This is a genomic window from Streptomyces sp. NBC_01275 (assembly GCF_026340655.1).
Lineage (GTDB): Bacteria > Actinomycetota > Actinomycetes > Streptomycetales > Streptomycetaceae > Streptomyces.
Genome location: NZ_JAPEOZ010000001.1, coordinates 10,196,342 through 10,219,948, shown reverse-complemented (window position 1 = coordinate 10,219,948; position 23,607 = coordinate 10,196,342). Strand labels below are relative to the sequence as shown.

Annotated in this window: 20 protein-coding genes and 5 pseudogenes; 8 read left to right on the top strand and 17 right to left on the bottom strand. The window is 67.5% G+C overall.

Going from position 1 to position 23,607, the window contains the following annotated elements; translation table 11 throughout:
• Positions 1–87: 87 nt before the first annotated feature.
• The 3 genes from OG562_RS44955 to OG562_RS44945 all read right to left on the bottom strand — a co-directional run bounded on the left by OG562_RS44955 (position 88) and on the right by OG562_RS44945 (position 2,408).
• Complete coding sequence (locus OG562_RS44955) at positions 88–528, bottom strand: pyridoxamine 5'-phosphate oxidase family protein (RefSeq protein ID WP_266409856.1); 441 nt, start codon at positions 526–528, stop codon at positions 88–90.
• Positions 529–643: 115 nt separating this feature from the next.
• Positions 644–1,318 carry a pyridoxamine 5'-phosphate oxidase family protein gene (locus OG562_RS44950; protein WP_266408610.1) on the bottom strand — a complete coding sequence of 225 codons (675 nt, stop codon included), beginning with the start codon at positions 1,316–1,318 and terminating at the stop codon, positions 644–646.
• A gap of 19 nt (positions 1,319–1,337) precedes the next feature.
• Positions 1,338–2,408 (bottom strand): zinc-dependent alcohol dehydrogenase family protein, encoded by a 1,071-nt coding sequence (locus OG562_RS44945; RefSeq protein ID WP_266408609.1) that lies wholly within the window; start codon positions 2,406–2,408, stop codon positions 1,338–1,340.
• A 234-nt stretch (positions 2,409–2,642) separates the two neighbouring features.
• Between OG562_RS44945 and OG562_RS44940 the strand changes: the two genes are divergently transcribed.
• The 3 genes from OG562_RS44940 to OG562_RS44930 all read left to right on the top strand — a co-directional run bounded on the left by OG562_RS44940 (position 2,643) and on the right by OG562_RS44930 (position 5,761).
• Entirely contained in the window at positions 2,643–3,035 is a 393-nt protein-coding gene (locus OG562_RS44940) for an STAS domain-containing protein (protein WP_266408607.1), read from the top strand.
• A gap of 783 nt (positions 3,036–3,818) precedes the next feature.
• A complete protein-coding gene (locus OG562_RS44935; protein ID WP_266408605.1) occupies positions 3,819–4,403 on the top strand; it encodes a hypothetical protein in 585 nt (194 codons plus the stop codon).
• 677 nt (positions 4,404–5,080) lie between these two features.
• Entirely contained in the window at positions 5,081–5,761 is a 681-nt protein-coding gene (locus OG562_RS44930; protein WP_266408603.1) for a hypothetical protein, read from the top strand.
• 310 nt (positions 5,762–6,071) lie between these two features.
• Here OG562_RS44930 and OG562_RS44925 read toward each other — a convergent pair.
• A pseudogene (locus OG562_RS44925) lies at positions 6,072–6,208 on the bottom strand (IS5/IS1182 family transposase); the annotation flags it as partial.
• 383 nt (positions 6,209–6,591) lie between these two features.
• A complete protein-coding gene (locus OG562_RS44920; protein WP_266408601.1) occupies positions 6,592–7,119 on the bottom strand; it encodes a DUF6584 family protein in 528 nt (175 codons plus the stop codon).
• A 179-nt stretch (positions 7,120–7,298) separates the two neighbouring features.
• Between OG562_RS44920 and OG562_RS44915 the strand changes: the two are divergent.
• Together OG562_RS44915 and OG562_RS44910 are read left to right on the top strand one after the other, a co-directional pair.
• Positions 7,299–7,625 (top strand): annotated as a pseudogene (locus OG562_RS44915) (transposase family protein); the annotation flags it as partial.
• A gap of 77 nt (positions 7,626–7,702) precedes the next feature.
• A pseudogene (locus OG562_RS44910) lies at positions 7,703–8,122 on the top strand (transposase); the annotation flags it as partial.
• Positions 8,123–8,280: 158 nt separating this feature from the next.
• On the opposite strand, the gene OG562_RS44905 reads toward OG562_RS44910, so the two are convergent.
• The 3 genes from OG562_RS44905 to OG562_RS44895 all read right to left on the bottom strand — a co-directional run bounded on the left by OG562_RS44905 (position 8,281) and on the right by OG562_RS44895 (position 10,358).
• Positions 8,281–8,814 carry a hypothetical protein gene (locus OG562_RS44905; protein WP_266408600.1) on the bottom strand — a complete coding sequence of 178 codons (534 nt, stop codon included), beginning with the start codon at positions 8,812–8,814 and terminating at the stop codon, positions 8,281–8,283.
• Between the two features lie 109 nt (positions 8,815–8,923).
• A protein-coding gene (locus tag OG562_RS44900) for an IS3 family transposase (RefSeq protein WP_266408599.1) occupies positions 8,924–10,125 on the bottom strand; the annotation gives its coding sequence in 2 pieces (ribosomal slippage) (positions 8,924–9,834 and positions 9,834–10,125; 1,203 coding nt in all).
• 137 nt (positions 10,126–10,262) lie between these two features.
• Positions 10,263–10,358, bottom strand: coding sequence for a hypothetical protein (locus tag OG562_RS44895; RefSeq protein WP_266409855.1), 96 nt, complete (start codon positions 10,356–10,358; stop codon positions 10,263–10,265).
• 676 nt (positions 10,359–11,034) lie between these two features.
• On the opposite strand from OG562_RS44895, the gene OG562_RS44890 reads away from it, so the two are divergent.
• Positions 11,035–11,445: a proteinase inhibitor I36 SMPI gene (locus OG562_RS44890; protein ID WP_266408597.1), complete on the top strand. Its 411-nt coding sequence runs from the start codon at positions 11,035–11,037 to the stop codon at positions 11,443–11,445.
• A gap of 329 nt (positions 11,446–11,774) precedes the next feature.
• On the opposite strand, the pseudogene OG562_RS44885 reads toward OG562_RS44890, so the two are convergent.
• Positions 11,775–11,966 (bottom strand): annotated as a pseudogene (locus OG562_RS44885) (transposase); the annotation flags it as partial.
• Entirely contained in the window at positions 11,966–12,955 is a 990-nt protein-coding gene (locus tag OG562_RS44880) for a helix-turn-helix domain-containing protein (RefSeq protein WP_266408594.1), read from the bottom strand. The pseudogene OG562_RS44885 and the gene OG562_RS44880, both read right to left, overlap by 1 nt.
• 1,322 nt (positions 12,956–14,277) lie before the next feature.
• Between OG562_RS44880 and OG562_RS44875 the strand changes: the two are divergent.
• A pseudogene (locus tag OG562_RS44875) lies at positions 14,278–14,598 on the top strand (integrase core domain-containing protein); the annotation flags it as partial.
• 36 nt (positions 14,599–14,634) lie between these two features.
• Here OG562_RS44875 and OG562_RS44870 read toward each other — a convergent pair.
• From OG562_RS44870 to OG562_RS44840, 7 genes are all read right to left on the bottom strand, one after another.
• Complete coding sequence (locus OG562_RS44870; RefSeq protein WP_266408592.1) at positions 14,635–14,898, bottom strand: WhiB family transcriptional regulator; 264 nt, start codon at positions 14,896–14,898, stop codon at positions 14,635–14,637.
• A 494-nt stretch (positions 14,899–15,392) separates the two neighbouring features.
• The gene (locus tag OG562_RS44865; RefSeq protein ID WP_266408589.1) at positions 15,393–16,313 is read right to left on the bottom strand and encodes a pseudouridine-5'-phosphate glycosidase; all 921 of its coding nucleotides are present in this window, start codon (positions 16,311–16,313) and stop codon (positions 15,393–15,395) included.
• Between the two features lies 1 nt (position 16,314).
• On the bottom strand, positions 16,315–17,430 hold the full coding sequence (locus tag OG562_RS44860) for a PfkB family carbohydrate kinase (RefSeq protein WP_266408588.1): 1,116 nt from the start codon (positions 17,428–17,430) through the stop codon (positions 16,315–16,317).
• Between the two features lie 242 nt (positions 17,431–17,672).
• Positions 17,673–18,701, bottom strand: a complete 1,029-nt coding sequence (locus OG562_RS44855) for a TIGR03842 family LLM class F420-dependent oxidoreductase (protein ID WP_266408586.1) — start codon at positions 18,699–18,701, stop codon at positions 17,673–17,675.
• Positions 18,702–18,717: 16 nt separating this feature from the next.
• Entirely contained in the window at positions 18,718–20,136 is a 1,419-nt protein-coding gene (gene hydA, locus OG562_RS44850) for a dihydropyrimidinase (protein ID WP_266408584.1), read from the bottom strand.
• A gap of 12 nt (positions 20,137–20,148) precedes the next feature.
• Complete coding sequence (locus OG562_RS44845; protein WP_266408582.1) at positions 20,149–20,994, bottom strand: nitrilase-related carbon-nitrogen hydrolase; 846 nt, start codon at positions 20,992–20,994, stop codon at positions 20,149–20,151.
• 235 nt (positions 20,995–21,229) lie between these two features.
• Positions 21,230–22,279, bottom strand: coding sequence for a LacI family DNA-binding transcriptional regulator (locus OG562_RS44840; RefSeq protein ID WP_266408580.1), 1,050 nt, complete (start codon positions 22,277–22,279; stop codon positions 21,230–21,232).
• Positions 22,280–22,510: 231 nt separating this feature from the next.
• Between OG562_RS44840 and OG562_RS44835 the strand changes: the two genes are divergently transcribed.
• Positions 22,511–23,596 carry a BMP family protein gene (locus OG562_RS44835; protein ID WP_266408578.1) on the top strand — a complete coding sequence of 362 codons (1,086 nt, stop codon included), beginning with the start codon at positions 22,511–22,513 and terminating at the stop codon, positions 23,594–23,596.
• Positions 23,597–23,607: the final 11 nt, after the last annotated feature.

The following is a 23,607-nucleotide window of genomic DNA, read 5'->3' as shown; positions in this document are numbered from 1 at the left end:
GTCCGCCCTGACGTCGAGGTGCTGATTGCGTGCCGGGGAGGGCGGCGCGGTGCGTGCGTCGGCGCGCGAGAGCGCGGAGATCGGAGTTCAGGAGGGGCGGTGCACTCCGTACAGGGTGCGTCCGCCGACGAGTTCGCGTCCGGTGACCAGCTCCGGGGCGATCCGCACGAAGACCTCCTTGGGCGCCGGCGCCCAGGAACGCGGCCCGGTCCGCAGCAGCCGTGCATGCTCGGCGAGATCGATCACAAGGGTGGCCGCTCCCGTGACCACGACGCTCCAGCCGGAGTTCGTGGCGGCGTCGACCTCGTCCACCTCGAAGGCGACGACAGCCCCGCCGATCGCCCTCACCAGTCCCGAGGAGGCCGACGCGCGCACCAGCACCGCGCCGTCCTGGTCCAGGCCGAAGTTGACCGGCAGGACGGCGGGCAGCGCCTGCCGTGTGTAGACGATGCGCCCCACAGGCGCCCTGGCCAGCCGGCGCAGGCACTCCTGCCGGTCGAGTTCGCGGAATCCGTCGTTGGCGTCCATCTGCTTTTTCTCGTCTCTCACCTGACAAAGCGGTCCTGTAGTGGTCCATCCTCAACCGGTGAGGAAACCCGGGCCAGGGACCATCGGTCCCTGGCCCGCCTGAGAAAGTCCCTGTTCAGACCACGATCCGGCGTCCCGTGACGGCGTACGGCTCGATGCGCACCCACAGGTCGCGCCGGCCTCCGGCCCACGGCCCGCTGTACTCCTGCTTCGCGAGTCGCCTCTTCTCGTCCAGGTCCGTCACCGTGCGCGCGCGGCCGCGCACCAGCACACTCCATCCCTGGCTGAACGCGTCGTCTATGCGGTCGACCTCGAAGGCGACCTGGCAGCCGGACGCCAGGGACGGCGTCGCGCCCTCGGCGGTCCGGAAGACGATCGTGTCATCGACGACGCTGTAGTTGACCGGGACGATCACCGGCCCTTGAGTCGTGGACACCGCGAGCCTGCCCACACCGTGCGTCGACAACAGCTCAGCACACTCGGTCCTGCCCAGCTCGGTGAACTCGGGGGCACGGCCGGCCCGTCCGGGACCAGGCGGCACATCGGCGTCGCCTCCGGTGAGCGCCGAGACCGTCGTCTGCAGAACTGCCGCCAGCGCGAGCAGCGCACCGCTGCTCGGCGCGGCATCGGGGTGCTGCTCCAGGTGCGCCACATAGCTGGGCGCCATGCCCGCTCGAGCGGCCGTCTCCTCTCGCGTCAGCCCGAGTCGGAACCGGCGTGCGGCGAGTCGGCGGCCCAGGTCGCCCGAGGGCGCGCTCTCCGTCCCGTTCGCCTTCGTCTGTTCGGTCATGGCCCGTCATGTCCTCTCGTCAGGCCGCCCGGACGGCGACTTCCTCGTGCGACTGCCCGCCGAGCACCACCTTGAGGGCGCCGGTTTCGGCGGCCCGGGCGAAGACGTCGTACGCCTCCTCCATGTGATCCAGCGGGAAGGTGTGGGTGACCAGCTGCGTGGTGGGCAGCCGGCCCGCGGCGGCCATGCGCAGCAGGGTGGGCGTGGAGCGGGTGTCGACCAGGCCCGTGGTGATGGTGATGTTCTTGATCCACAGGTCTTCCAGGTGGAGGGTCGCGGGCCTGCCGTGAACGCCGACGTTGGCCACGTGACCGCCGGGCCGCACCATGCGGGTGCACAGCTCGAAACTCTCCGGCACGCCGACCGCCTCGATGACCACGTCCGCGCCGAGCCCGTCGGTCAGATCGGCGATCAGTTGCTCGGGGTCCTCAGCGGCGTCGGCCACGGCGTCGGCGCCGAGCCGTTTGGCGGCCTCCAGCCGGGACGCGGCCAGGTCGACGGCGACGATCCGCTCGGGCGCGAACAGGCGCGCCGTGGCGATCGCCGCGAGACCGATGGGGCCGGCCCCGACGACGGCGACGGTGTCGCCCGGGCGGACGTGCCCGTTGAGGACGCCCACCTCGTAGGAGGTCGGGAAGATGTCCGCCAGCAGGACGGCGTCCTTGCTCTCCACCGCGCCGGGCAGCGCGTGCACGGACAGGTCGGCGTAGGGGACGCGGACGTACTCGGCCTGGGTCCCGTCGATCAGGTGGCCGAGGATCCAGCCTCCACCGCCCCGGCACTGGCCGTAGGCGGCCTCACGGCAGTAGCGGCAGCGGCCGCAGGCGCTGATGCAGGACACCAGCACGCGGTCGCCCGGACGTACGGTCCGGACGTCGCTGCCGACCTCCACGATCTCGCCGACGGCCTCGTGGCCCAGGACCGTGCCCGGGCGCACCTCGGGTACATCGCCCTTGAGAATATGCAGGTCCGTGCCGCAGATGGTGACGGCGCCGACCCGCACGATGGCATCGGTGGGCTCCTTGACGGCTGGGTCCGGGACCTCCTCCCAGGCGGACTGCCCGGGGCCGTGGAAGACGAAGCCTTTCATGACGCTCCTCACCATCCTTTGTCCGGCTGTCGCTCGGCCGCCGTTCGGCTGCCGAGACTGCCCCACACATCCAGCTTGTCCATCGATCGCCTGATCCGCTTGGGCCGTCCGGCCCCCATCGCCCGCCGGACGGTCGTCTCCGTCCGCGACCGGGAAGAAAGGCCCGGTCGGGCCCGCCGACCCGGGACCGAACGGCCCTTCCGCGCACCCCGCCGGCACCGCTTTGCTCTCCCCATGGCCGCTCACCACACGAGGTCCACGCCGTACCCAACGCATCACACGGTCGGTGGCGCGATCGTCGTGACCCTGCAGGGCGAGATCGACCTCCTGGCCGTGCCCGCGCTCACGGCGCGCCTGGACACGCTGACCGCCGGTCCGCGCCCTGATCTGGTGCTGGACCTGCGTCCCGTGTCCTTCATGGACTGCACCGGCCTGGGCATGCTGTGCCGGGCGCTGAGGCGGGCGCGGGCCCGGCACGGCCGGCTGCGGCTGGTCACGGACAGCGCCCGGTTCCTGCGGACCCTCCGCTGCACGGGCCTGGCCGGCGCCTTCGACATCCACTCCCGGTGGCCCGACGACCTGGCCGGGACGCCGGTCGCGGAGTCGGTCTCCGCTGTCGACGACTGAGCCGGCTCGACGGTGTCGCCGGTAGCCGGGCGGCCTACCGCAGATCCTGACCCGGTGTGCGACGGGGGCGGCCGACCCCTCCGGGCCGTAGTCCGAGGCGTATGAGCGGCTGACGATGTGCACGGCCGTCGGGAGCACCCGCCAGGGCGTCGCGCGGATCGGACCATGCGACGGCCTGATGCATCACGGACGCGCGCACGCCGTATGCCGTCGCGACGAGCCGCCCGTGCTCAAGGGCCTGTCCGGCGCACAGCCAGCCGCCTCCACGGTCGTGTTCGGTCGCCCTCGTCGGAGAAGCGCCGGCTCCGGATCGCCTCGTAGAGGTCCGCGCTCCGCAGACGGGTGACGGGTGACCGGTGACCGGTGACCAGCCGGAGTGGTCCAGCGCGACCCGGAGGTTGAACACGCGGGCCCCGACAGTGAGGAGCACTGCCCGGCCCGCGGGGTCCGCGTGGCGCATGCCCCTTTCAGGACCGGCGCGCACCTCGAAGTCAGCGAGCGCGGCGCCGAACGCGGTGCTCGCCATGATGCGCTCCTCGCGTGTGGGCGTCGGACAACTGGTCGTGTCCTACGAGCACGAGCACCGCGCCTCACCCGCGGCAGGGGCCGAAAGCCCTGGGCGGGGCTCCGGGCGGGCCGCGGACTCTGGGGCCGAACGGCCCTTTCCGACGGTGGAGTTGGTCCCGAGCGGCCCTGCGACGGCGCCTGGTCGGCCCATGTCACGGCACGGCCTCGACTGTCACCGTCGGAAAGGTCACCACGACGAGGAGGAGGTGCGGACCGATGCCCAGGGACACGTACGCGAAGAAGCGGTTGTGGCGGTGGCGCAGCAACCCGCTACGGCGACGCGATGACATCGTCGAGGCCTGGATCGTGCTGGCCGTCTGGATGGTCTTCGCCGTGGGCGGCTCGGTCGCCGGACTGGTGACCGCTCATGCGGCGGACGCGGTGTTCGCGCGCCAGCGAACCGAGCGGCAGTCCGTCCGGGCCGTGCTCCTGAACGACGTCCCCTCCCCCAGGGCCGCCACGGTCGGTGGAACCTCCGATCGCCGGATGACGACCGTGCGCTGGACGACGGCCGACGGCTCGACCCGCACCGGCAAAACCCTGGTGGACACGGGCCGCAAGGCCGGATCCAGGGTCACGGTCTGGCAGGACGGCCAAGGCCGTCTCACCGCCGCGCCGCCGAGCTCCACGGAGGCGACGATCGAATCGGGTCTCCTGGGCGCCGCGGCCGCGGCCGGTCTCGCCGGCCTGGTGTTCGGTGCCGGAGCGGTCGCCCGGTGGCGGCTCGACCGGCGCCGCGTCGACGAGTGGGGCAGGGAATGGGACCAGGTGGGACCACGATGGGGCCACAAGACCAGCTGACCGCACGACGGATCCGGGCTCCAGGCCGAGAGCGGCCCGGAGCCTTCCTGCGTGTCCATGACCTGGCTCGCCCCCGGGCGCAAAGCTCCACAGATCGTTCGGTCCCTGCCCCGAAACGAAGGCGCGCACCGGGCTGGGCTGCGAAGGCGCGTGTCCCCCTGCGCCGAAAAGACCCGACTTCGATGGAACGAGTGATCCTTGCCTGTGCCTGTGCCTGTGCCTGTGCCGGTGCCGGTGCGTCGGCGCCGAGACGTACCGCGGTCGACCGGGCCGAGCAGGAGGCACAGCTGCGCGGTCTGCCGATGCCGGTGGCCCCGGGTTCGCCGCCGGACCCGCGCCAGGCGAAGCTGGGGCTGTGCTGACCTACGTTTACCGCGTCTCCAAGTACGACCCCGCCGATCGCGACGGACAGGGGCGTTACACCGGCCCCGAGGACGTCTTCAGCGACCACGGCGAGGTCGAGGCGGCGTATCTTCAGGCCGTCGCAGCATTCGCCGGGGACACCGGCATCGGTCACCTGGCCGTCCGCGAACCGCAGGTTCCGTGCCTCGCGCACTTCGGCGTCGAGCCTCCCGTGGACGGTTTTGGGCTGGAGGGGCTCTTCCCGTTCGGCCCGACCGGCTTCCACGACGGGGCTGAGGTGTCGCTCGGCATCCGCGCTGGAGCTGGTGCGGGCCATGCTGCGCGACAACGGCGCCTGGTGCCGCCTGGAGGAGGAGAGCATGTTCGCGGTCCACGTGGGGTGGGACCAGTACCTCTACATCAGCAGCAGCCGGCCCTGCGCGGAAGCGCTGGCCCGCACCCGCGAGCTCGGGCTGTTCCCGGAACGCCTGGACGCCTCGCCGTATGCCTTCGAGGCCGACGAGGAAGGCGTCCAGCGGCCCGGCGACGATGACTTCTGGGCCTGCCTGCACCGGGCAGTCGGCGACGGCAGCGCCGGAATCCTGGAGGAGACGTATCTCGAAGGCGCCTCACGATGGCACCACCTCACCCGCGACACCGTCGACACGGTGCGCGCCGGTCTGGCACCCCGGGCCCGCCTGGCTGTCTGGCCTCCCTTGTCCTGCGACGTCGACGCCGTCCTGGGAGCCCTCCCCACCGAGGGAATCATCGAAGCCGTCTGGCAGGACGATGACGGCCATGTCTTCAGCGCCATCACGGACGAGGGCGCGTTCCCCGAGCTGATCGCCCGGATGTCCGGTGCCCCCGCCGCCGCGCTCTTGTCCGTTTATGCGGATGAACGCCTTCCTCTGTTCACCGCTGTCATGCCCGACAACGACGGCGTACTGCGGGCTCGTTGGCAGACGGAGCCGACGCCGAGCGACCGGAACTGGGCCCTCCGTCACCGCAATGGGTGAGCATTCCTGTCCCGTCTCATGAGACCTTTCAGAGGCACGGCCGCTGACCCTGCGGGGTGACAGATTGAGTTGCGACTCATGGCAATTGGGGCGAGGTGTCCCTGAAGAGGTGCGGCCAGCATCAGGCCCGCGTCTCATCGATCATGGACAGCGAAGTCAGTCGTGTATAGCACGCTGACCTGGCCCGACTGGGTTGGATGTCAACGGGAGGTTGATCCGTCGGTGTCCTGACCGTCTGCTCGTGCTGGCCGTTTGCGGCCAGTCCCACGACACGAACCCGCGAAGATGACGACGGCCGTGAAGCGAGCCGGTTCTTGGACTGCCCCGCCACCGCGTGGTCCCGGGTTGGGACCACGCGGTGGCGGGGCAGTCCACGATGAAGACGGTGTCCTTGGCGAACCGCTTGCGGGGTTGGAGCGCGTGCATCGGCCCGAGGTGGTCGAGCAGGTCGGGTTCGTCGTTGGCGACGCGTCGCGACAGCAGCCGACGGCCGCTCTCGTCGATCGCGACGCAGTGGTGATGGGTCTAACCCGCGTCGATGCCGGCCCAGATCGCGGCCATGTGGCGCCTCCGTGCAGTGTGGTGCTGATGCCTCCCGGCGGACGACCTCGCTGTCGATTCCCTACGGAGCGATCATTCGCAATTCCTCATTGGCAGCCGAGTCGTCGTGGGACGTCGGGCGGCCAATCGATGGATGCCACGAGCGGCAGAACCTTGAAAGCCGCACCCGAGGCCCCTGGGTGGGCCAACCATACGAAGGGCTCGCCCGGTCCCGAAGAAGAACGTAGGGAACCTTGAGCGGCGCTCCTCACCGGCCCCGGTGACCTGAGTCAGTCGAAGAGGGCAACGAGTCCATTCACCCAGATCGCGAGGAACATGAGGGCCGCCACCAAGCAGCCGACGCCCGCCAGCACACCGCCGACCGTCCACGGCTCGGAGGGCGCCTCGTAGTCCCCTTCCAGGTCGTCCCGGTAGGAGGCGGGGTCGTCCCAGTCGACGGGGTGCCCCAGCTCCTCAGCGCAGGCGGTCCGCACCGCGACCAGCTGCCCCTCCGCGAAGGCGGTGGCGGCCTTCGCCTCGGGGCCGTGCCAGGCGAGGGCCCTCATCCGCCAGCCGGGAGACCCGTACCGCGCCTCGAAGGCGGCGGTCTCGTCGGCGTACCGGTCCTCTTCGAGGTACATCCAGCGTCCAGCCTCGGCCGCATCACCGTAGAGCCGGTACACCTCGGCCAGACGACGGCGGAGCGTCAGGTCGTGCGGGAACGACGAGATGAGACCGCGCAGACGCTGGCGCGCGACGGGAACCCGGCCGGCGGCCAGGTCTGCATCGACTCGGGCAAGGGTATCTCTCAGGGGCATGAGCGCATGATCGGGTACCGCATTGACCTAAGTCGAACTGGTTTCGTCGCTCAGCACTCGCTCACTCTTAACGGCATCGGCTGAACCTCACTGAGACGGGACACCGCCAGTTACGGGACAGCCCTCAAGGGCTGTCCCGCAATGGCTGATCTTGGTGTCATGATCTCGTCACGTCTGGTCTGATCACGGCGTCGGAGCCATCCTGGACAGCCCCGTTCACTGGGCTGAGCCCTCGGCAGTTCGGCAAGCCGGTCACTGCGATGCGGGGCGAAGGTACTGACCAGGTGCGCAAGGGTCGACCGTGGAGCCTGAGTCTGGAGGACCGGATCCTGCCGGTAGCGGCTTACTGGCGTACGAACTTGACGCTGCGACAGCTCGCCCCGCTGTTCGGGGCGTCGAAATCGGCCGCTGACCGCATCCTCGGTCACCTCGGACTGTCGCTTACGCTTCAGCCCCGTCAGAGGTTCCGTAAGGACGCCGTGCTGATCGTCGACGGCACCCTAGTAGGGCTTGGTCATCTTCACTTGTGCATGCGTGTCTACTGCTCTTCGAGCGTCGTTGGGGTGGTGTGACACCTGAGGAGATGGTCGAGGTCCGGGAGGACCTGGAGGCGTTCGCGGCGGAGTTGTTCGACGGGTTTTTCCGTGCGGATCAGCGGCGGTGGGGGCAGGCGCATGTGCGGGGGCTGCTGCTGGAGGGGCGGCGCAAGTCGGTGGAGCCGATGGCGGCCCGTCTCGGTGAGGACGGTAACCGGCAGGCGCTGGCACACTTCATCACCTCCAGCCCGTGGGATCCGGCGCATGTGCGGGCCCGGCTGGCCTGGAGGATGCAGGAGGCGATCGGTCCGGAGGCGTTGATCGTCGATGACTCCGGCTTCTTGAAGGACGGGGACGCGTCGGCGTGTGTGTCCCGGCAGTACACCGGCACCGCGGGCAAGGTCACCAAATGCCAGGTCGGGGTGTCACTGCACCTGGCCCGGGATCATGCCTCGGCGGCGGTGAACTGACGGCTTTTCCTCCCGAGTTATCTGCATGCTCGAATCAGGACTGAGTGCAGCGTCCGTGGTGCGTGATGACCTTAGCGTTCTACATCTGCCTGAGGCACGGGAGGCACAAGAGCCCGCCGGACGCCTACATTGATGGGTGCGCCGGGACGCGGGCCTTACTCGTCGTCGACGTGGCGAAGGACTGCTACCTCCGGTACCCACGGGAACCTGATCCCTGGAAACCTTGCCTGCCAGGCTCCGTACGGGTCGAAGGCAAGGACTGCCTCGATGAACGGCTGGGGCGGCAGGTAGCTGTGGTCGACGACGTAGTGGCCGATGAGGCTCGGAGCGGCGAAGACAGTGCCAGGGCTGCCGGGGACGCGGATCTCGCCGGTTCCAGCGCTTGCGCGTAGGTCTCCCGGGCGTGCTGTGTACCAGGGGTGGGAGTCGGGGAGAGGTGTTGGGCAAAGATCGCACTCGTGCAGGCCCAACATGACATTGACTTGCTGGGCATCGATTACGGCCAGAAGCTTGCGGCCGAATTCCCGGGGAGCCTGGCCGCTGGTCCAAGGGAGGCCTGCTTCCAGCCAGCCTATGTTGAATCGTTCGTAGACCGGCTGAAAGCTCACAAGGCGCATGCTGTCGGTTAGGTCGGTGAATTCTTCACCTTCGTCCCAGTAGGCGTATGGGCTGAGGTCTGCATAGAACATGTGCCCATCATCGCGCTTGCGACTGGGCCGCTTGGACCGTCACTGAACCGACGGGTGGGTTGACGGTCTTCGGAGTTCAGGGGCCTTGACCCGGAATCTTGGACACGGGCTATGCGGCTTGGGCCAGGGTAGTTGGTGTTGTGTCGAGTGTCGTCTCGTAGGCGATGGGACTGCGTTGTCCGAGGTAGGAGTGACGGCGTCGGGTGTTGTAGCGGTTGAGCCAGCCGAACGCGTCCAGTCGGGCCTCGCGTTCACCGGGCCAGGTCTTGCGGCCCTGGAGCGTCTCGCGTTTGAAGGTTGCGTTGAAGGACTCGGCGAGTGCGTTGTCCGCGCTGGAACCGATCGCGCTCGTGGACTGGCGGATGCCGGCCTTGCGGCAGGCGTCGGCGAAGGCCCGGCTGGTGTACTGGGCTCCGTGGTCGGTGTGCATGATCGCTCCAGTGAGGCTGCCGCGGGTCCGTTCGGCGGCGGCCAGGGCGTCGATGACGAGATCGGTGCGCATGTGGTCCGCGATCGCCCATCCGGCCAGGCGGCGTGAGGCGAGGTCGATGACGGTGGCCAAATACAGGAACTTCCCGCCGTCCAGCGGGAGATAGGCGATGTCGCCGACGTACTTCGTGTTCGGCTCGCTCGCCGTGAAGTCGCGGCCGATCAGGTCCGGGGCCTTCGCCGAGGCCGGGTCCGCGACAGTGGTGCGGTGCCTGCGACGCAGCCGCACGCCCGCCAGGCCGATGCTCCGCATCACCCGTGCGATCCGCTTGTGGTTGACGCGCTCACCCTCGCCGCGGAGTTCGGCGGTGATCCGGGGGTCGCCGTAGGTGCCGCCTGATTCGTGGTGGCACGCCCGTATCCGGGTGGCGAGGCGGGCGTCGGCCGCCTGCCGGGCGGCCCGGTCCGCGGCTGTCCGGCGCCAGTAGTAGAAGCTGGAGCGGGCGATGCCCAGGACGGTGCACAGCCGCTTCACGCCGTAGCGGCGGTGGTGGTCGGCAACGAACTGGAAGCGGTTCACCAGCGCGTCTCCCCGGCGAAACACTTCGCTGCCTTGCGCAGGATCTCGCGTTCCTCCTCCAGTTCGCGGACCTTCTTACGCAGAGCGGCGTTCTCCGCCTCCAGTGGTGTCGCCGGCTCGGCGGATGCCTCTGCCCGGCGTCCCCGCGGCCGGCTCGCGTCGGCTGCCCTGACCCAGTTCCGCAAGGTCTCGGGGTTGATTCCCAGATCGGCAGCGACCTGGCGGATCGTCGCCTCGGGCCGCGACTGGTACAGCGCGACCGCGTCCGCCTTGAACTGCGGCGGATAGTTCTTCATGACCACGAGATGTCCGTTCTCAGATCCTCAGGATCCAGTGTCTCGTGTGTCCAAGATCAGGGGGCAAGGCCCGACCTGTCCTCCGGGATGCCGCTGGCCACTTTGGTGCGGCTGGCCAAGCTGCGCTGGCGCATCGAGCACGACTACCGGGAGATGAAACAGGTTCTGGGCACGCGGGCGCCGATCTCCCGAACCAGGCGGTCCGCCTCCCCCGAGGCCGCCCCGCCCTCCTGCGCCACCGTGCGCAGCACTCGAAGCAGATCATGCGCCTCGTCGAGCGTCAGCAGGCCAGCGTTCGGTGTCGTGCTCCGCGGACGCGAAGTCGATCTCGTCGAGATCGAGGTGGTCGTAGTCGTCTATGAGCCTGCAACGTCGGCAGAGCTGCGCAGGTAACGACGCGGAACGGGGTGCCGCCCCGAGCGGCGGAGTCGCCGGCCCGGGGCGGCAGGGAAATAGGGGTGTGGTCGTGGAGGGCGGTCACCTACGCGGCGAAAGGCTCTGTGGGGCTTCAGCCGAACGATCTTCCCAGCAGGCTACGGGTGAGGCCCGGAGACCCTGTCCATACGTTCCTTCGTAGGTCTGAACTGATCATTCGTAAGATCGGTGGGCCCAGCAACCCTGGGCATGACTGTCGCTGTCGTGCCGTTGTCGTGGCTCGAGGGGAACGGCCGCCCGGCATTCGCGACGACTCCCCCTTGTCCGTGACCTGACCGGCTGCTGGGACGGGGGCTGACAAGGGGAAACGTGCCTCTTACGTCTTGGTGTAGACGCTATGCGCACGAGCTGTGGACGGATTGCCGACACAAGCCGACGGCACGTGGGCATTCTTGATCGGGCGTCGGCTCGGAGAGTCTGGTCGCATTGTCGGCCCACTCCTCATCGCGGGGTGGGATGTTACGGGAGAAGGACACCAACATGCGTTTCTGGCGGAAGAGTTCGGCCGCTCTGCTGGCTTCCGTGGCTCTGGTGGCAGGAGGAACCGTCGCCACGGCAACTCCGGCATCAGCGGCTATCGGTGGATGCGCGCAGGGCAACCTCTGCTTGTACGCCGGCACCCAGTTCAACGTGCCCAAGCTCACGACCGGGAAGACCTACGAGTGTTTCCAGCTCGCCCACTACCAGCTGGACGGCCCGTACCACATCTATTCGTATGTGAACAACTCGCCTGTGAAGGCCGATCTGTACGCGGGGACTTCCACCCTGGACGTTTTCAGCTACGTGGGGACCATCGGCTCCGGGAAGTTCAGCAGCAACACGCAGCAGAACTTCAATGAGGTGGACGTCGTCTGCACTGGCGGGCGGGAAGCCTACTGGAGCCAGGCCTAGGCCTCTCCTGACGACCTTGCCCGTCGCCACGTAACGCAGACCTGCAAGTGAACGTCGAGCAAGGGAGAGCGGCAGCCCGACCCGTTAGTGGTGTCCGGGCTGCCGCCGCATGGAGAGCCGACTGGGACCAGAATGCTGCCTCTGCTGCGTCAGCGGTTGCACCACCTGACTTCGGCTCCCGTCCGTCGCCCTAACCAGATCATGGTTACAGAGAGTAAATGGCATGTATCGGAGGCCGCTGCCTCGTGGTGTAGAACCCTGCATAGGCGGATTCCGCATCGTCGCAACACGGTGATCATTCCAGTGTTACGACGAGCTTGGCGAAGAGGTGCAGGGGTTTTCCAGCTGAGGGTCTTGCGCGGGCGGCTGTTGAGTTCGGCGGCGACGAAAGTAAGGTCCTCGGCACCGAAGTCGGACAGGTCGGTGCTCTTGGGGAAGTGTGTGCGCAGCAAGCCGTTCGTGTTCTCGTTCGATCCGCGTTGCCAGGGGCTGGCGGGCTCGCAGAAGTGGACGGGAACGTCTACGTCGTGACGTGCTCGGACAGTGCCTGCGACCGGTGCTGCTGGGGTGAGAGCCCGTAGGCGTTGCGGAAGGCGCGGGCAAAGTCGGAAGCGCGGGGGAAGCACCAGTAGGCGGCGATGGCGTGGATCGGCCGGTTATGCAAGGACGGGTTGGCAAGGTCACAGTGGGCACCCTCCAGCCGCCGGTTGCGGATCCAGGTGGCGACTGGTTCTCCGGGCGACTGCTGAAAGATCCGGTGCAGATAACTGAGAGAGATGTGGTGCGCGGCAGCGATCGCTGTCGGTGTCAGTTCCGGGTCGCGCAGGTTTTTCCAGATGAATGCCTGGACACGTTCGGCCGTGACCCGTTGGTGGGTCTCGGGCGGCAGTGTGGCCTCCGCGTTCACCAGGGAAGCGAACCATGCGGACACAAGATCGAGCAGGACCGTACCAAGGCTGGGTGCGTCGCACGGCTGGAGGGTTTCGGCCTGCCGGCCAATGCTGATGAGGAACTCCGTCAGTAACGCGCCGACGCCCTCCTGGCCTGGCAGCCTCCTGCCCAGCAATGACTGAATCCGGTCAGGCGGCATGGGCAGAGACGCCTTGGAGAAGTCTATCCCGATCCCCTTGACCGCACGGCGCTGCCGGTCGTCCGTCGCTCGCAGGTCATACGGGTGAGAGCTGTCGACGACGTGCAGGTCCAAAGAGCTGAACACGTCACTCCGATTGGCATGTTCGAGAGCCAGTGCTCCATCGAGCAAGAGTGTGAGGTGATACCGCTCGGGGTCGGACTGGCGGATCATCTTCGGGCTTCGCCGGTAGTTTGTCGGCAAGGCGGACACCGACATGACCGCCACCGGGCCCATCTCCATGAGATGGGCCGTCGCCCAGAAGTCGGGGGCGTGGATGCTGGTCGCGTCGCTCGGGCGCGTCGGGTCGATTTGTTCACGCCAGACGTCGAACCGGTCTTCGGCAGGGACGTCTTCGCTTCGAAACACTGTCCCGATCATTGGGTCTCCCCCCCGGATGGCTTCTGACGCTCAATCTCGCCCACATCATTGCATGCAGAGATCGTTCCGGTCCGGGGTGGTTCCGGCAGTGGCTCGGTCGATGTTCGCGATGTCGTTCGTGGTTGAGTCCACCGCGGGAGGCTCGAATCACCCTTGTCCGAGGGTGGGCCTGGAGTTCTTGATCGCGCTGTGCGGCCTCCGTCATCGCGGGGTGTGATGCAACGACGAGCGGGGCCCACGAGTTTCACGTCGACGGCTGTGACTGCCGATGCTCCCGCGGCAGCCACCGCAACCGGCGTCGGATCACGGATTACCGGACGCCGGCCAGAGACGCGTGGAGCCACCTTCTCCTATCCGGTGCCCAAGCCGACCCACCGACCGAGGACCCGAAAACCGGGACCGGAACGAAAAAGACAGGATCATCGTGATCTGGAAGCGGATCCATGCGGCAGCAGCCGTATCACTCGTACTGTTCGGCGGGGGCTCGCTAGTAGGGCTTGGTCAGGTCCGTATCGGTGTGGGTATGTCGCGGTGGCAGGTGGGACAGGCACCGGCCCAGGCGGCGAGAAGGGTCTGGAGTTCTCGCACGACTAGTTACTCGCCTTTCCTCCTATTCCTGGCAGAATGCAAGGTAGTCGCGCACCTGGTGAGCGGCCATCAGGGAATTCGGCGTCAGCGAAGATTCACGCCTTGACCGTTAGTGGATCTAACTAGTCGCGGCCATCGAACATCAGCTGGAGCCGGACCGGATCCGTGCCGTGGTCGCCAGCGTCGCGGGCGGACGCTCGAAGTCACGCCTCCTCGCGGCACATCTCACTGAGCATCCTCGCGTGCTGAACGACGGTCGCTCGCCGGCGCCCAGGGCCGTCGGCGACCTGCTCATCGCCCTGCTTGAGGCCGGGGCTCAGACGGTCTCACCGCCGTGTTGCGCCGAATGCGGCAGGCAGGTACGAACGCTCCAGCGCCGCGGCCAGGACTGGTACTGCTGGAACTGCGGGCCGCCACAGCCCGAGCCGTGTGCTGCCTGCGGAATCACCCGACGGGTCGCTTCACGCGACCGGACCGGGCGGCCACGATGCGGCAAGTGCCCGGACGACGACGGACGCGACCCCATCGCAGTGATCGGCGCCCTGATCGCTGAACTGGATCCGCAGGCCGAACGGGAGACGGCCTCCGAGGCGGTCCGCCGATCGGCACCTCGTCGCTCCTACCAGCGGAAACTTGCCTGGGCCCTGGAATCCAACCCAGCTCTGCTGACCGGCGCGGTCACCTCGCACCTCACCGCGCGAAGGCTGGTGTTGCGACGACCGGTTGAGTCTGGGCAGTACACATCATTCGCGTTCACCGCACGCCTCCTCGACGCCTGCATCGACGCCTGCATCGACGCCTCGATAGGCACCGTCGGTGGCGCCTCGGACAACGCGCTCATGGAGTCCCAGATCGGCCTCTACAAAACGGAGCTGATCAAGCCCCGCAAGCCCTGGCACGGCCTCGCCGACATCGAGCTCGCCACCGCGGAATGGGTCGACTGGTTCAACAACCAGCGCCTCCACACAGCGATCGGAGACATCCCACCCCATGAGCACGAGACCAACTACTACGCTCAATACCAGATCCAACCGGCGGCTGGAGCCAACGCATAGAGCCTCCACCGATCCCGAAGCGGTTCAATTCACGTTTCAAACCGATTGGTGTCTTCGATTGGCGAGCCAGCGTGCTCGGTAGATCTTACGTTTCATGGCGTTGCGTTCTTCAGTGGTGTGACCGCCCCAGATACCAGACTGCTGGTTGATCTTTAGTGCCCAGTTGAGGCAAGCCGCAGCGACGGGGCAGCGTCGGCAGATCCTGACAGCTTGGCTGGCCTGTGAGGATTCAGGGGTCTCGTCAGCGGGGAAGAAGAGGTCGGGTTCATTGCGGCACTCAGCTAGGTGACGCCAATCCATGAAATGGTTGCTTCCTATGCTTGGACTCTGCGACGATTTAGCTTGTGCGCACTCTCTCTATGTCCTTCGTAGTGCAGCTAAGGCGTCGAAAGAGAATGGCCTTAGGAGGGCTCGTTGGTTGCTGCTTTGGGTCAGCGACGGAAAACCCCAGCTAAAGGTAGCGGAGATCGCCCTCCATGCCGCCCAGTAACCTGTTCACGGCAGGAATTTATCCTTGGCCATGCTGTTAAGGCCGTACTGCTAAGGCACCTCGAAACAGTTCTGGAGTGTTCGATGCGATGCGCCTGTCCACCGATTCGATGGGGCAGAGCTAGCCAACGGGTCCGGATCAACAGAGGTGGTGCCTGTCATACAGATTTACAAGCAAGGGATGTGAGCATTCACCGTCGCTTCCTATATTCCGCCCCGGTGGCCGACCGACGTCTGTGGTCGGCCACCGAGGCCGCCTGGTCACCTTGTCTTGAGGCCGAGGCGAGGGGGTGGCGTGCTGGCAGTTACTTCTGAGTGAACGCCACCGCGATACGGGCACCCAGGCGGGCGTTGTTGTTGACCAAGGCGATGTTCGCGCGAAGGCTCTCGCCCCCGGTGAGTTCGACGATCTTGCCCAGGAGGTACGGGGTAGCCTCCTTGCCGCCGATGCCGACCTTGTCCATTGAGGCGAGGGCCTGCTGGATGATCCCCTCGATACGCTCGGCGGGGATCTCGTCGGACTCGGGGATCGGGTTGGCTATGTTCAGGCCGCCGGTGGCGCCCAGTTCCCAGTGGGCTCGCATCACCGCGGCGATCTCCTCGGGGGAGTCGGAGCGCAGGGGCGAGGTGTGGCCGCTGGTCCGGGAGTAGAAGGAGGGGAACTCGTCCGTGCCGTAGGCGATGACCGGGACGCCCAGGGTCTCCAGGGTTTCCAGGGTCAGCGCGATGTCGAGGATGCTCTTCACACCCGCGCTGACCACTGCGACGGGAGACGTGGCGAGTTCGGTGAGATCGGCGCTGGTGTCGAAGCTGGCGGGGGCGCCCCGGTGCGCCCCGCCGATACCGCCGGTCACGAAGACGGGGATCCCGGCGAGTGCCGCCAGGCGCATCGTGCTCGCCACCGTCGTCGCGCCGTGGGCGCCCCGGGCGACGACGTGTCCGAGGTCGCGGACACTGACCTTGGCGACATCGGGGCTGGTCGCCAGGAGTTCGAGATCGTCGGCCTCCAGACCGATCCGGGGCCTGCCGTGCAGCACCGCGATGGTCGCCGGAACCGCGCCGTTGTCCCGGACGATCTTCTCGACCTCGGTGGCCATCTCCACGTTCTGGGGATAAGGCATGCCATGGCTGATGATCGTGCTCTCCAGGGCGACGACCGGGCGGCCGTCGTGCAGGGCGTCCCGGACCTCGTCGGTGATCGTCAGCATGGGGTGGTGCGTGGTCATCTCAGTCTCCGTAAGAGTGGTTCAGTGCGTCCTCGACGAGGCGCGGGGTCAGGTCGGGTCGTACGGTCGTGGTGGCGGCGACGGTGAGCGCGGCGGCGGCGTGGCCGAAGCGCGCGGCCTCGATGGGCTCGGCGCCGCCCAGGACGGCGTGGACGAAGGCGGCGAGCATGGAGTCTCCGGCGCCGGTGACGTCCACGACCTCGGTCCGGGGCGCGGGCAGGAAGGTGTGGCCCTGGCCCGCGCTGCTCAGCAGGCTTCCCCCGGGGCCGAGCCGCACCCAGACGTGGCTGACACCCCGGTCGTGCAGTGCGGCGGCGGCGGACAGTATCTCCTTGTCGGTGCCGACGGGCAGGTCCACCAGCGCCTGGAGCTCGTCCTTGTTGGGCGTGACGGCGAAGTACGGCCGCTCTGGGACGATCCCGGGACCCAGCAGCGCTGCCTTGGGGACGCTCACCGGGTCGATCACCACCGGAACGTCGGCCGCCTTGGCCAGCTCTACGACGTAGTTGAGCGTCGCCGTGGCGAGGTTGCCGTCGAGCACCAGCATGGCGGCGCCGGCCACCAGTTCTCGGATGTGGTGAAGATCGGCGGGAGACAGTTCGTCCGTGGCCGTCATGTCCGAGACGGCCACCAGCAGGTCGCCGTCCGCGTCCAGGACGGCGGTGTAGGTGCCGGTGGGATGGGTGCTGAGGTGGACATGGTCGGTCTGCACCCCTGCGGCCTGGGTGTCGCGCAACAGAGATTCGCCGGCCGGGTCCCGGCCGATGGCGGCGATCAGGTGGGTCGGCGTACCCAGCCGGGCGAGATTCTCGGCGATGTTGCGCCCGACTCCGCCCGGACTGGTGTGTGAGCGGCCGGGGTTGCTGGTGTGCCGGGTCACCGGTGCCAGACTGCGCACCTTGTGGTCCATGTTCGCCCCGCCGACCACGACCACCGCGTTCTCCGGGCGCACGATGTATCCGCGCCCCAGGATGGCGCCCTTCTTTCCGAGGTTGGAGAGGTGGACGTTCACTGCGGTGCGGGTCGTGCCCAACGCATCGGCCAGAGCTTGAGGCCCGGCCAGTGGGTCACGCCGCAAGAGTGTCAGGATCTCGCGCTCCCGTTGCGTCAGCATCATGCTTACCATAATAAGGCTTCTTTGCTTGAATAAGGAAGGCTGGTAGTCGCCGAGAGCGCCGGTGCGCGGGGCGTTCTATCAGGGCCATCGAGCGCAGGGCTCGGAACGGGGCCAGGAAGGCCCCCGACAGGAAGACACCCACCGCCCGCGCGCCGACTGCCTCACCAGGGATGGATCGGACGCGCACGGCACGGGAGCCGATGTCCCGGGCGATCGCAACGGCAGCGGCGTCGAGGTCGGGCTCACGCCTTGGCGAGCCTCCCGCTGCGCAGGACTGGCATGATCGCCTCGCCGTACACGCGCAGCGTTTCCTCCTTGTTGTCGTGCTGGAGGTAACCCGCGAACTGGTCGACACCAAGTTCTTCGAGCTGCTTCAGTTTGGCGATGTGCTCCTCGGCGGTGCCGAGAATGCAGAACCGGTCGACGATCTCGTCGGGAACGAATGAGGTGTGGGTGTTGCCGGCACGGCCGTGCTCGTTGTAGTCGTACGACTCGCGGCCCTTGATGTAGTCGGTCAGCGCCTGCGGGATCGCACCGTCCGAACCGTACTTGGCGACGATGTCCGCGACATGGTTGCCGACCATGCCGCCGAACCAGCGGCACTGCTCGCGTGCGTGTGCCAGACCGGCCTCGGTGCCGTCGGTGACGTACATGGGGGCGGCGACGCAGAACTTCACCTCCTTCGGGTCGCGTCCGGCGGCCTGTGCCGCCGCCCGGACCGTGCGGATCATCCAGGCGGCGATGTCGACGTCGCCGAGCTGGAGGATGAAGCCGTCGCCGGCCTCGCCTGCGAGTTTGAGGGCGAGCGGCCCGTACGCCGCGACCCAGACATCGAGGTGGGAGCCACGGCTCCACGGGAACTGGAGGGTGGCGCCGTTGTACTCGACGGTCCGTGAGTTCGCGAGCTCGCGAATGACATGGACGGCCTCCCGCAACGCCTTGAGTGTGGTGGGGGAGTTGTTGGCCACCCGCACAGCCGAGTCGCCGCGGCCGATCCCGCAGACGGTGCGGTTGCCGTACATGTCGTTGAGCGTCGCGTAGAGCGACGCGGTGACGGCCCAGTCGCGGGTGGCGGGGTTGGTGACCATCGGTCCGACGGTGATCCGCGATGTCCTCGCCAGGATCTGCGAGTAGATGACGTACGGCTCCTGCCAGAGAATGTGGGAGTCGAAGGTCCAGAAGTGACTGAACCCGTGTTGTTCGGCGAGTTCGGCGAGCGCGACGGTACGCGCGGCCGGCGGGTTGGTCTGTACGACGACGCCGAAATCCATGATGGTGTTCTCCGCTTCAGACGAGGTACTGGCTCAGGCCGCGCTTGACGTACCGGCCGTGGCCCTTGGTGCCGAGGTAGGTGCCGCCGTCGACGACGACCTTGCCGCGCGAGAGCACGGTGTCGACGTGGCCGTCGATCTCGAAGCCCTCCCAGGCCGAGTGGTCCATGTTCATGTGGTGGGTCGCGCCCACGCCGATGGAGGTGTGACCGTTCGGGTCGTAGACGACGACATCGGCGTCGGCACCCGGCTGGATCACCCCCTTCTTCCCGTACATCCCGAACATCCGGGCCGGGGTGGTCGAGCTGATCTCGACCCAACGGGGCAGTGAGATCCGGCCGTCGACGACGCCCTGGTAGAGCAGGTCCATGCGGTGCTCGACCGAGCCGATGCCGTTGGGGATCTTCGAGAAGTCCCCGATCCCCAGGTCCTTCTGGCCCTTCATGCAGAACGGGCAGTGGTCGGTGGAGACCAGCTGGATGTCGTTGGTGCGCAGCGCCTGCCACATGTGGTCCTGGTGGCCCTCCGCCCGCGCGCGCAGCGGGGTGGAGCACACCCACTTGGCGCCCTCGAAGCCGGGCGCGCCCAACTGCTCCTCCAGGGAGAGGTACAGGTACTGAGGGCAGGTCTCGCCGAACACGTTCTGGCCCCGGTCGCGTGCCGCCGCGATCTGCTCGACGGCCTGCTTGGCGCTCACATGCACCACGTACAGGGGCGCGCCGGTGAGGTCGGCGAGCATGATCGCGCGGTGTGTCGCCTCCGCCTCGGCCTGCCAGGGCCGGGTGAGCCCGTGGTGGTACGGCATGGTCCGCCCGGCGGCGAGGGCCTGCTGGACGAGTACGTCGATCACGGCGCCGTTCTCGGCGTGCACCATCATCAGCGCGCCGTTGTCCGCGCCCTTCTGGAAGGCGCGCAAAATCTGCCCGTCGTCGGACAGGAACACGCCCTTGTACGCCATGAAAAGCTTGAAGCTGGTGACGCCCTCGGCGATCAGCTCGTCCATGGCGGTGAGCGATGAGTCCTGGACATCGCTCAGGATCTGGTGGAAGCCATAGTCGACCGCGCAGTTGCCGGCCGCTTTCTCGTGCCAGAGGTGGTACTGGTCGAGGATGTTCTGGTCCGGGTACTGGACGACGAAGTCCACGATGGTCGTCGTACCGCCCCAGGCCGCGGCCCGGGTCCCGGTCTCGAAGGTATCGCTCGCGAAGGTGCCGCCGAACGGCATCTCCATGTGCGTGTGGGCGTCGACACCGCCGGGGACCACGTACTTCCCGGACGCGTCGATCACCGTGTCGACCCGGGCCTCCAACTCCACTCCGAGCAGCCGCGAACCGGGCACCAGGACGGCGGCGATCGTCTCGCCGTCGATCAGGACGTCCGCGCGGGCCGTACCGGTCGCGTTCACGACCGTGCCGTTCTTGATCAGCGTCTTCATCGCCGTCCCCGCTTACGGCGCGACGATGGCGCCGTAGGCTTCCGGCCGGCGGTCGCGGTAGAACTGCCAGTCGTTGCGCACCTTGCGGATCAGGTCCATGTCCAGGTCGCGCAGGAGCAGCTCCTCCGAGGTCGAACTGCCCTTCTCGCCCACAAAGTTGCCCAGCGGGTCGGCCACATACGAGGTGCCGTAGAAGTCGACGGCCAGCTCCCCGTACTCGTTGTCCTCACGTCCGACACGGTTGGGTACGGCGACGAAGTAGCCGTTCGCTGCGGCTGCCGCGGGCTGTTCGAGCTCCCAGAGCCGGTTCGAGAGGCCGGGCTTGGAGGCGTTGGGGTTGAAGACGATCTCCGCGCCGCCGAGGCCGAGCGCGCGCCAGCCCTCCGGGAAGTGGCGGTCGTAGCAGATGTTGACGCCGATCTTGCCGACCGCGGTCTCGAAGACCGGGTAGCCCAGGTTGCCCGGCCGGAAGTAGAACTTTTCCCAGAACCGGTCCAGGTGCGGGATGTGGTGCTTACGGTACCTGCCGAGGACCGTGCCGTCGGCGTCCACGACGACCGCGGTGTTGTAGTAGACGCCGGGCTGGTCCTCCTCGTAGATCGGGAGGACCATCACCAGGCCGAGTTCCCTGGCAAGTTCGGCGAAGCGCCGGACGATCGGGCCGTCCGCGGCCTCGGCGTACTCGTAGTACTTCTGGTCCTGCGTGATGCCGAAGTAGGGGCCGTAGAACAGCTCCTGGAAACAGATGATCTGGGCGCCAGCAGCCGCGGCGTCACGGGCGAAGCCCTCGTGTTTGTCAAGCATTGAGGCTTTGTCGCCAGTCCAGCCGGTCTGTGACAGGGCGATGCGAACCGTCATCGAAGCTCCTGATGGTCAGGGGAGTAACGTTAAGCGTTTGACTTGGCGATGTTAAGCGTTTGATGCCTGGTGAGCAAGGGGTGGATCGGCCGACGTCGGCGAGCGGGCGTCGGGGACGGCGTACGGAACTCGCGCGCGGGGGCTCAGAGGGTTTCCGTCCGGGGCCGACGGCGGCGCTACGGCGGTGTGCAGGTGTTCAGGCCGCGCAAGGCGCCCTGCCCCGGAAGGTCCGGCGCTACCGACCCGTCGTGTCCGGGACCGGCGCGGCCGTCGACTCCCGGATCACCAGACTGCCCGGGACGGTGCGCAGAGGCTCGCCGGGGTCGTCGCCGTCGATGATCGAACGGAGCAGTGATCCCGCGAGGAATCCCAGCTCGTCGCCGGGCAGTGCCACGGTCGTGAGCGCCGGCCGGCTGATCTTCGAGTACGGCAGGTCGTCGAACCCTGCGACGGCGAGCCGCCCGGGCACGTCGATGCCCATGTCCTGGGCCGCGAGAAGGACACCGTAGGCTTGCACGTCGGTGCTGCACACGACAGCGGTGACACCCGCTGTGTGCCATGCGGGCCATACCTCGCGGAACGTCTCCGCGGCCGCTTCGAGTTCCACGAAGCCGTACGCTCGCGGCACGGCCTCGCTCACGCCGAGCTCGGCCGCGGTCTCCCAGAAGGCCTTGCTGCGGGAGACGAAGGTGGCCGAGGCCGTTTCGTTGTCGAGGTAGCCGACGTGCCGGTGGCCGATGGAGGCGAGGTGGCGCGCAAGTTCGCGGGCCCCGGTCGCCACGTCGAGGTTGACGGCGGCGACGCCGCCCTGGAGTCCGGCCGAGTCCACCAGGACTGTGGGGGGCGTCGTTGTGGCCTCTGTGAGGGACTCGGGGCTGGGGGATCCGATGAGGACCCCGGCGGCCCGTAGGCCCTTCAGCCGCCTCAGGTCCTCCGCCTGGTCGGTGCGGCCGAAGTCGGACACCGGCAGGAGCAGCTGGTAGGTCTCGCCCAGCGCGCGCCGCACGCCGCGGATGACGCTGCCGTAGAACGGGTTGGACAGGTCGGGGGCAACGAGCAGGATCGTCCTGCTCGACCCCGACGAGAGCAGGCTGGCGGACTGGTCCACCACGTAGCCGAGCTCGCGCACGGCCTCCCGGATCCGCTCCGCCACGGCGGGTGACACCCGGCCGGCGGCCTTGCCGTTCACCACGAGCGACACCGCACCCACGGACACCCCCGCACGCTCGGCGACGTGGGCGGCGGTGACTCGGGGCTCTCCTGATCGGCGCTGCGTGCGTGGCATGAGCACATCGTATCGAGAGGGGGGCGGCATCGACCCAGAAGACGTTAACCGTTTGATTTCGTTTCTTCGCTGTGACATCAAACGCTTGACTCCAATGGAAGGCGGGCCGATTATCGGTGCACTCCAGGCGTTCACCCCTTGAGGACCTGGACGCCCCCATCGGTTGCGTTCCTCTTCGACGCGCCGCTTCCCCGTTGCCGTGTCAGGCAGCCCCGTCCCGCCGGAGGACCCATGTCCCGCTCCAAGGCAAGTGTCGCGATGGGAGCCGTCGCCGCGGTCTCCCTGCTCGCCGGTTGTTCCGCGGCTCCCAGTACCAAGGCGAGCGGCGCCGCCGGCACCGCGGCCTCGGGCTATCGGCCGTGCATTGTCTCCGACAGCGGAGGCTTCAACGACCGCTCCTTCAACCAACTCGGCCTCGAAGGGGTGCAGGCCGCCGCCAAGAAGCTGGGGAACACCTACAAGTCGGTCGAGTCCGCCACCTCGAACGACTACGCGTCGAACATCGGCAACCTCATCGCCCAGAAGTGCGACGTCATTGCGGCGGCCGGGTTCAACCTGGTGAGCGCGGTGAAGGCGGCGGCCGTTAAGAACTCCTCGAACGACTTCCTCATGATCGACGACAACTCGATCAAGGCGAAGAACGTTAAACCCGTTGTCTTCGCGACCAACGAGGCCGCCTTCCTGGGCGGTTACGTGGCCGCCGCGTACTCGAAGACCAGGACCGTGGCAACCTGGGGTGGTATGCAGATCCCGCCGGTCACGCTGTACATGGACGGCATAGCCGACGGCATCGCCTACTACAACTCCCAGCACCACACCGACGTGAAGCTGCTGGGCTGGAACACGAAGAAGCAGAGCGGCACGTTCTCAGGCGACTTCACGGACCAGAACAAGGCCAAGACGATTACCTCGAACTTCCTGAGCCAGGACGCGGACGTCGTCATCCCGGTCGCCGGACCGCTGTACCAGGGCGCTGCCGCCGCGATCCGCAGCAACGGCGGGACCCAGGTGCTCGAAGGTGTCGACGCGGACATCTACACCACGGACACCAACGGTTACAAGGACCTCTTCCTCACCTCGATCCTGAAGAAGATCAAGACCGCCACCGAGGACGCGGTGCTCGCGTCGGCGAGCGGCAAGACCTTCGACAACACGCAGTACGTCGGAACGCTGAAGAACGGCGGAGTCGACATCGCCCCCTTCCACGACTTCGCTGCCAAGGTGCCGTCCGGGCTGGCCGACGAACTGGCCGAAGTCCGCAAGGGGATCATTGACGGCTCGATCGACGTCTCCTCACCGTCCGCGCTCACCAAGTAACAGGTGAAGAT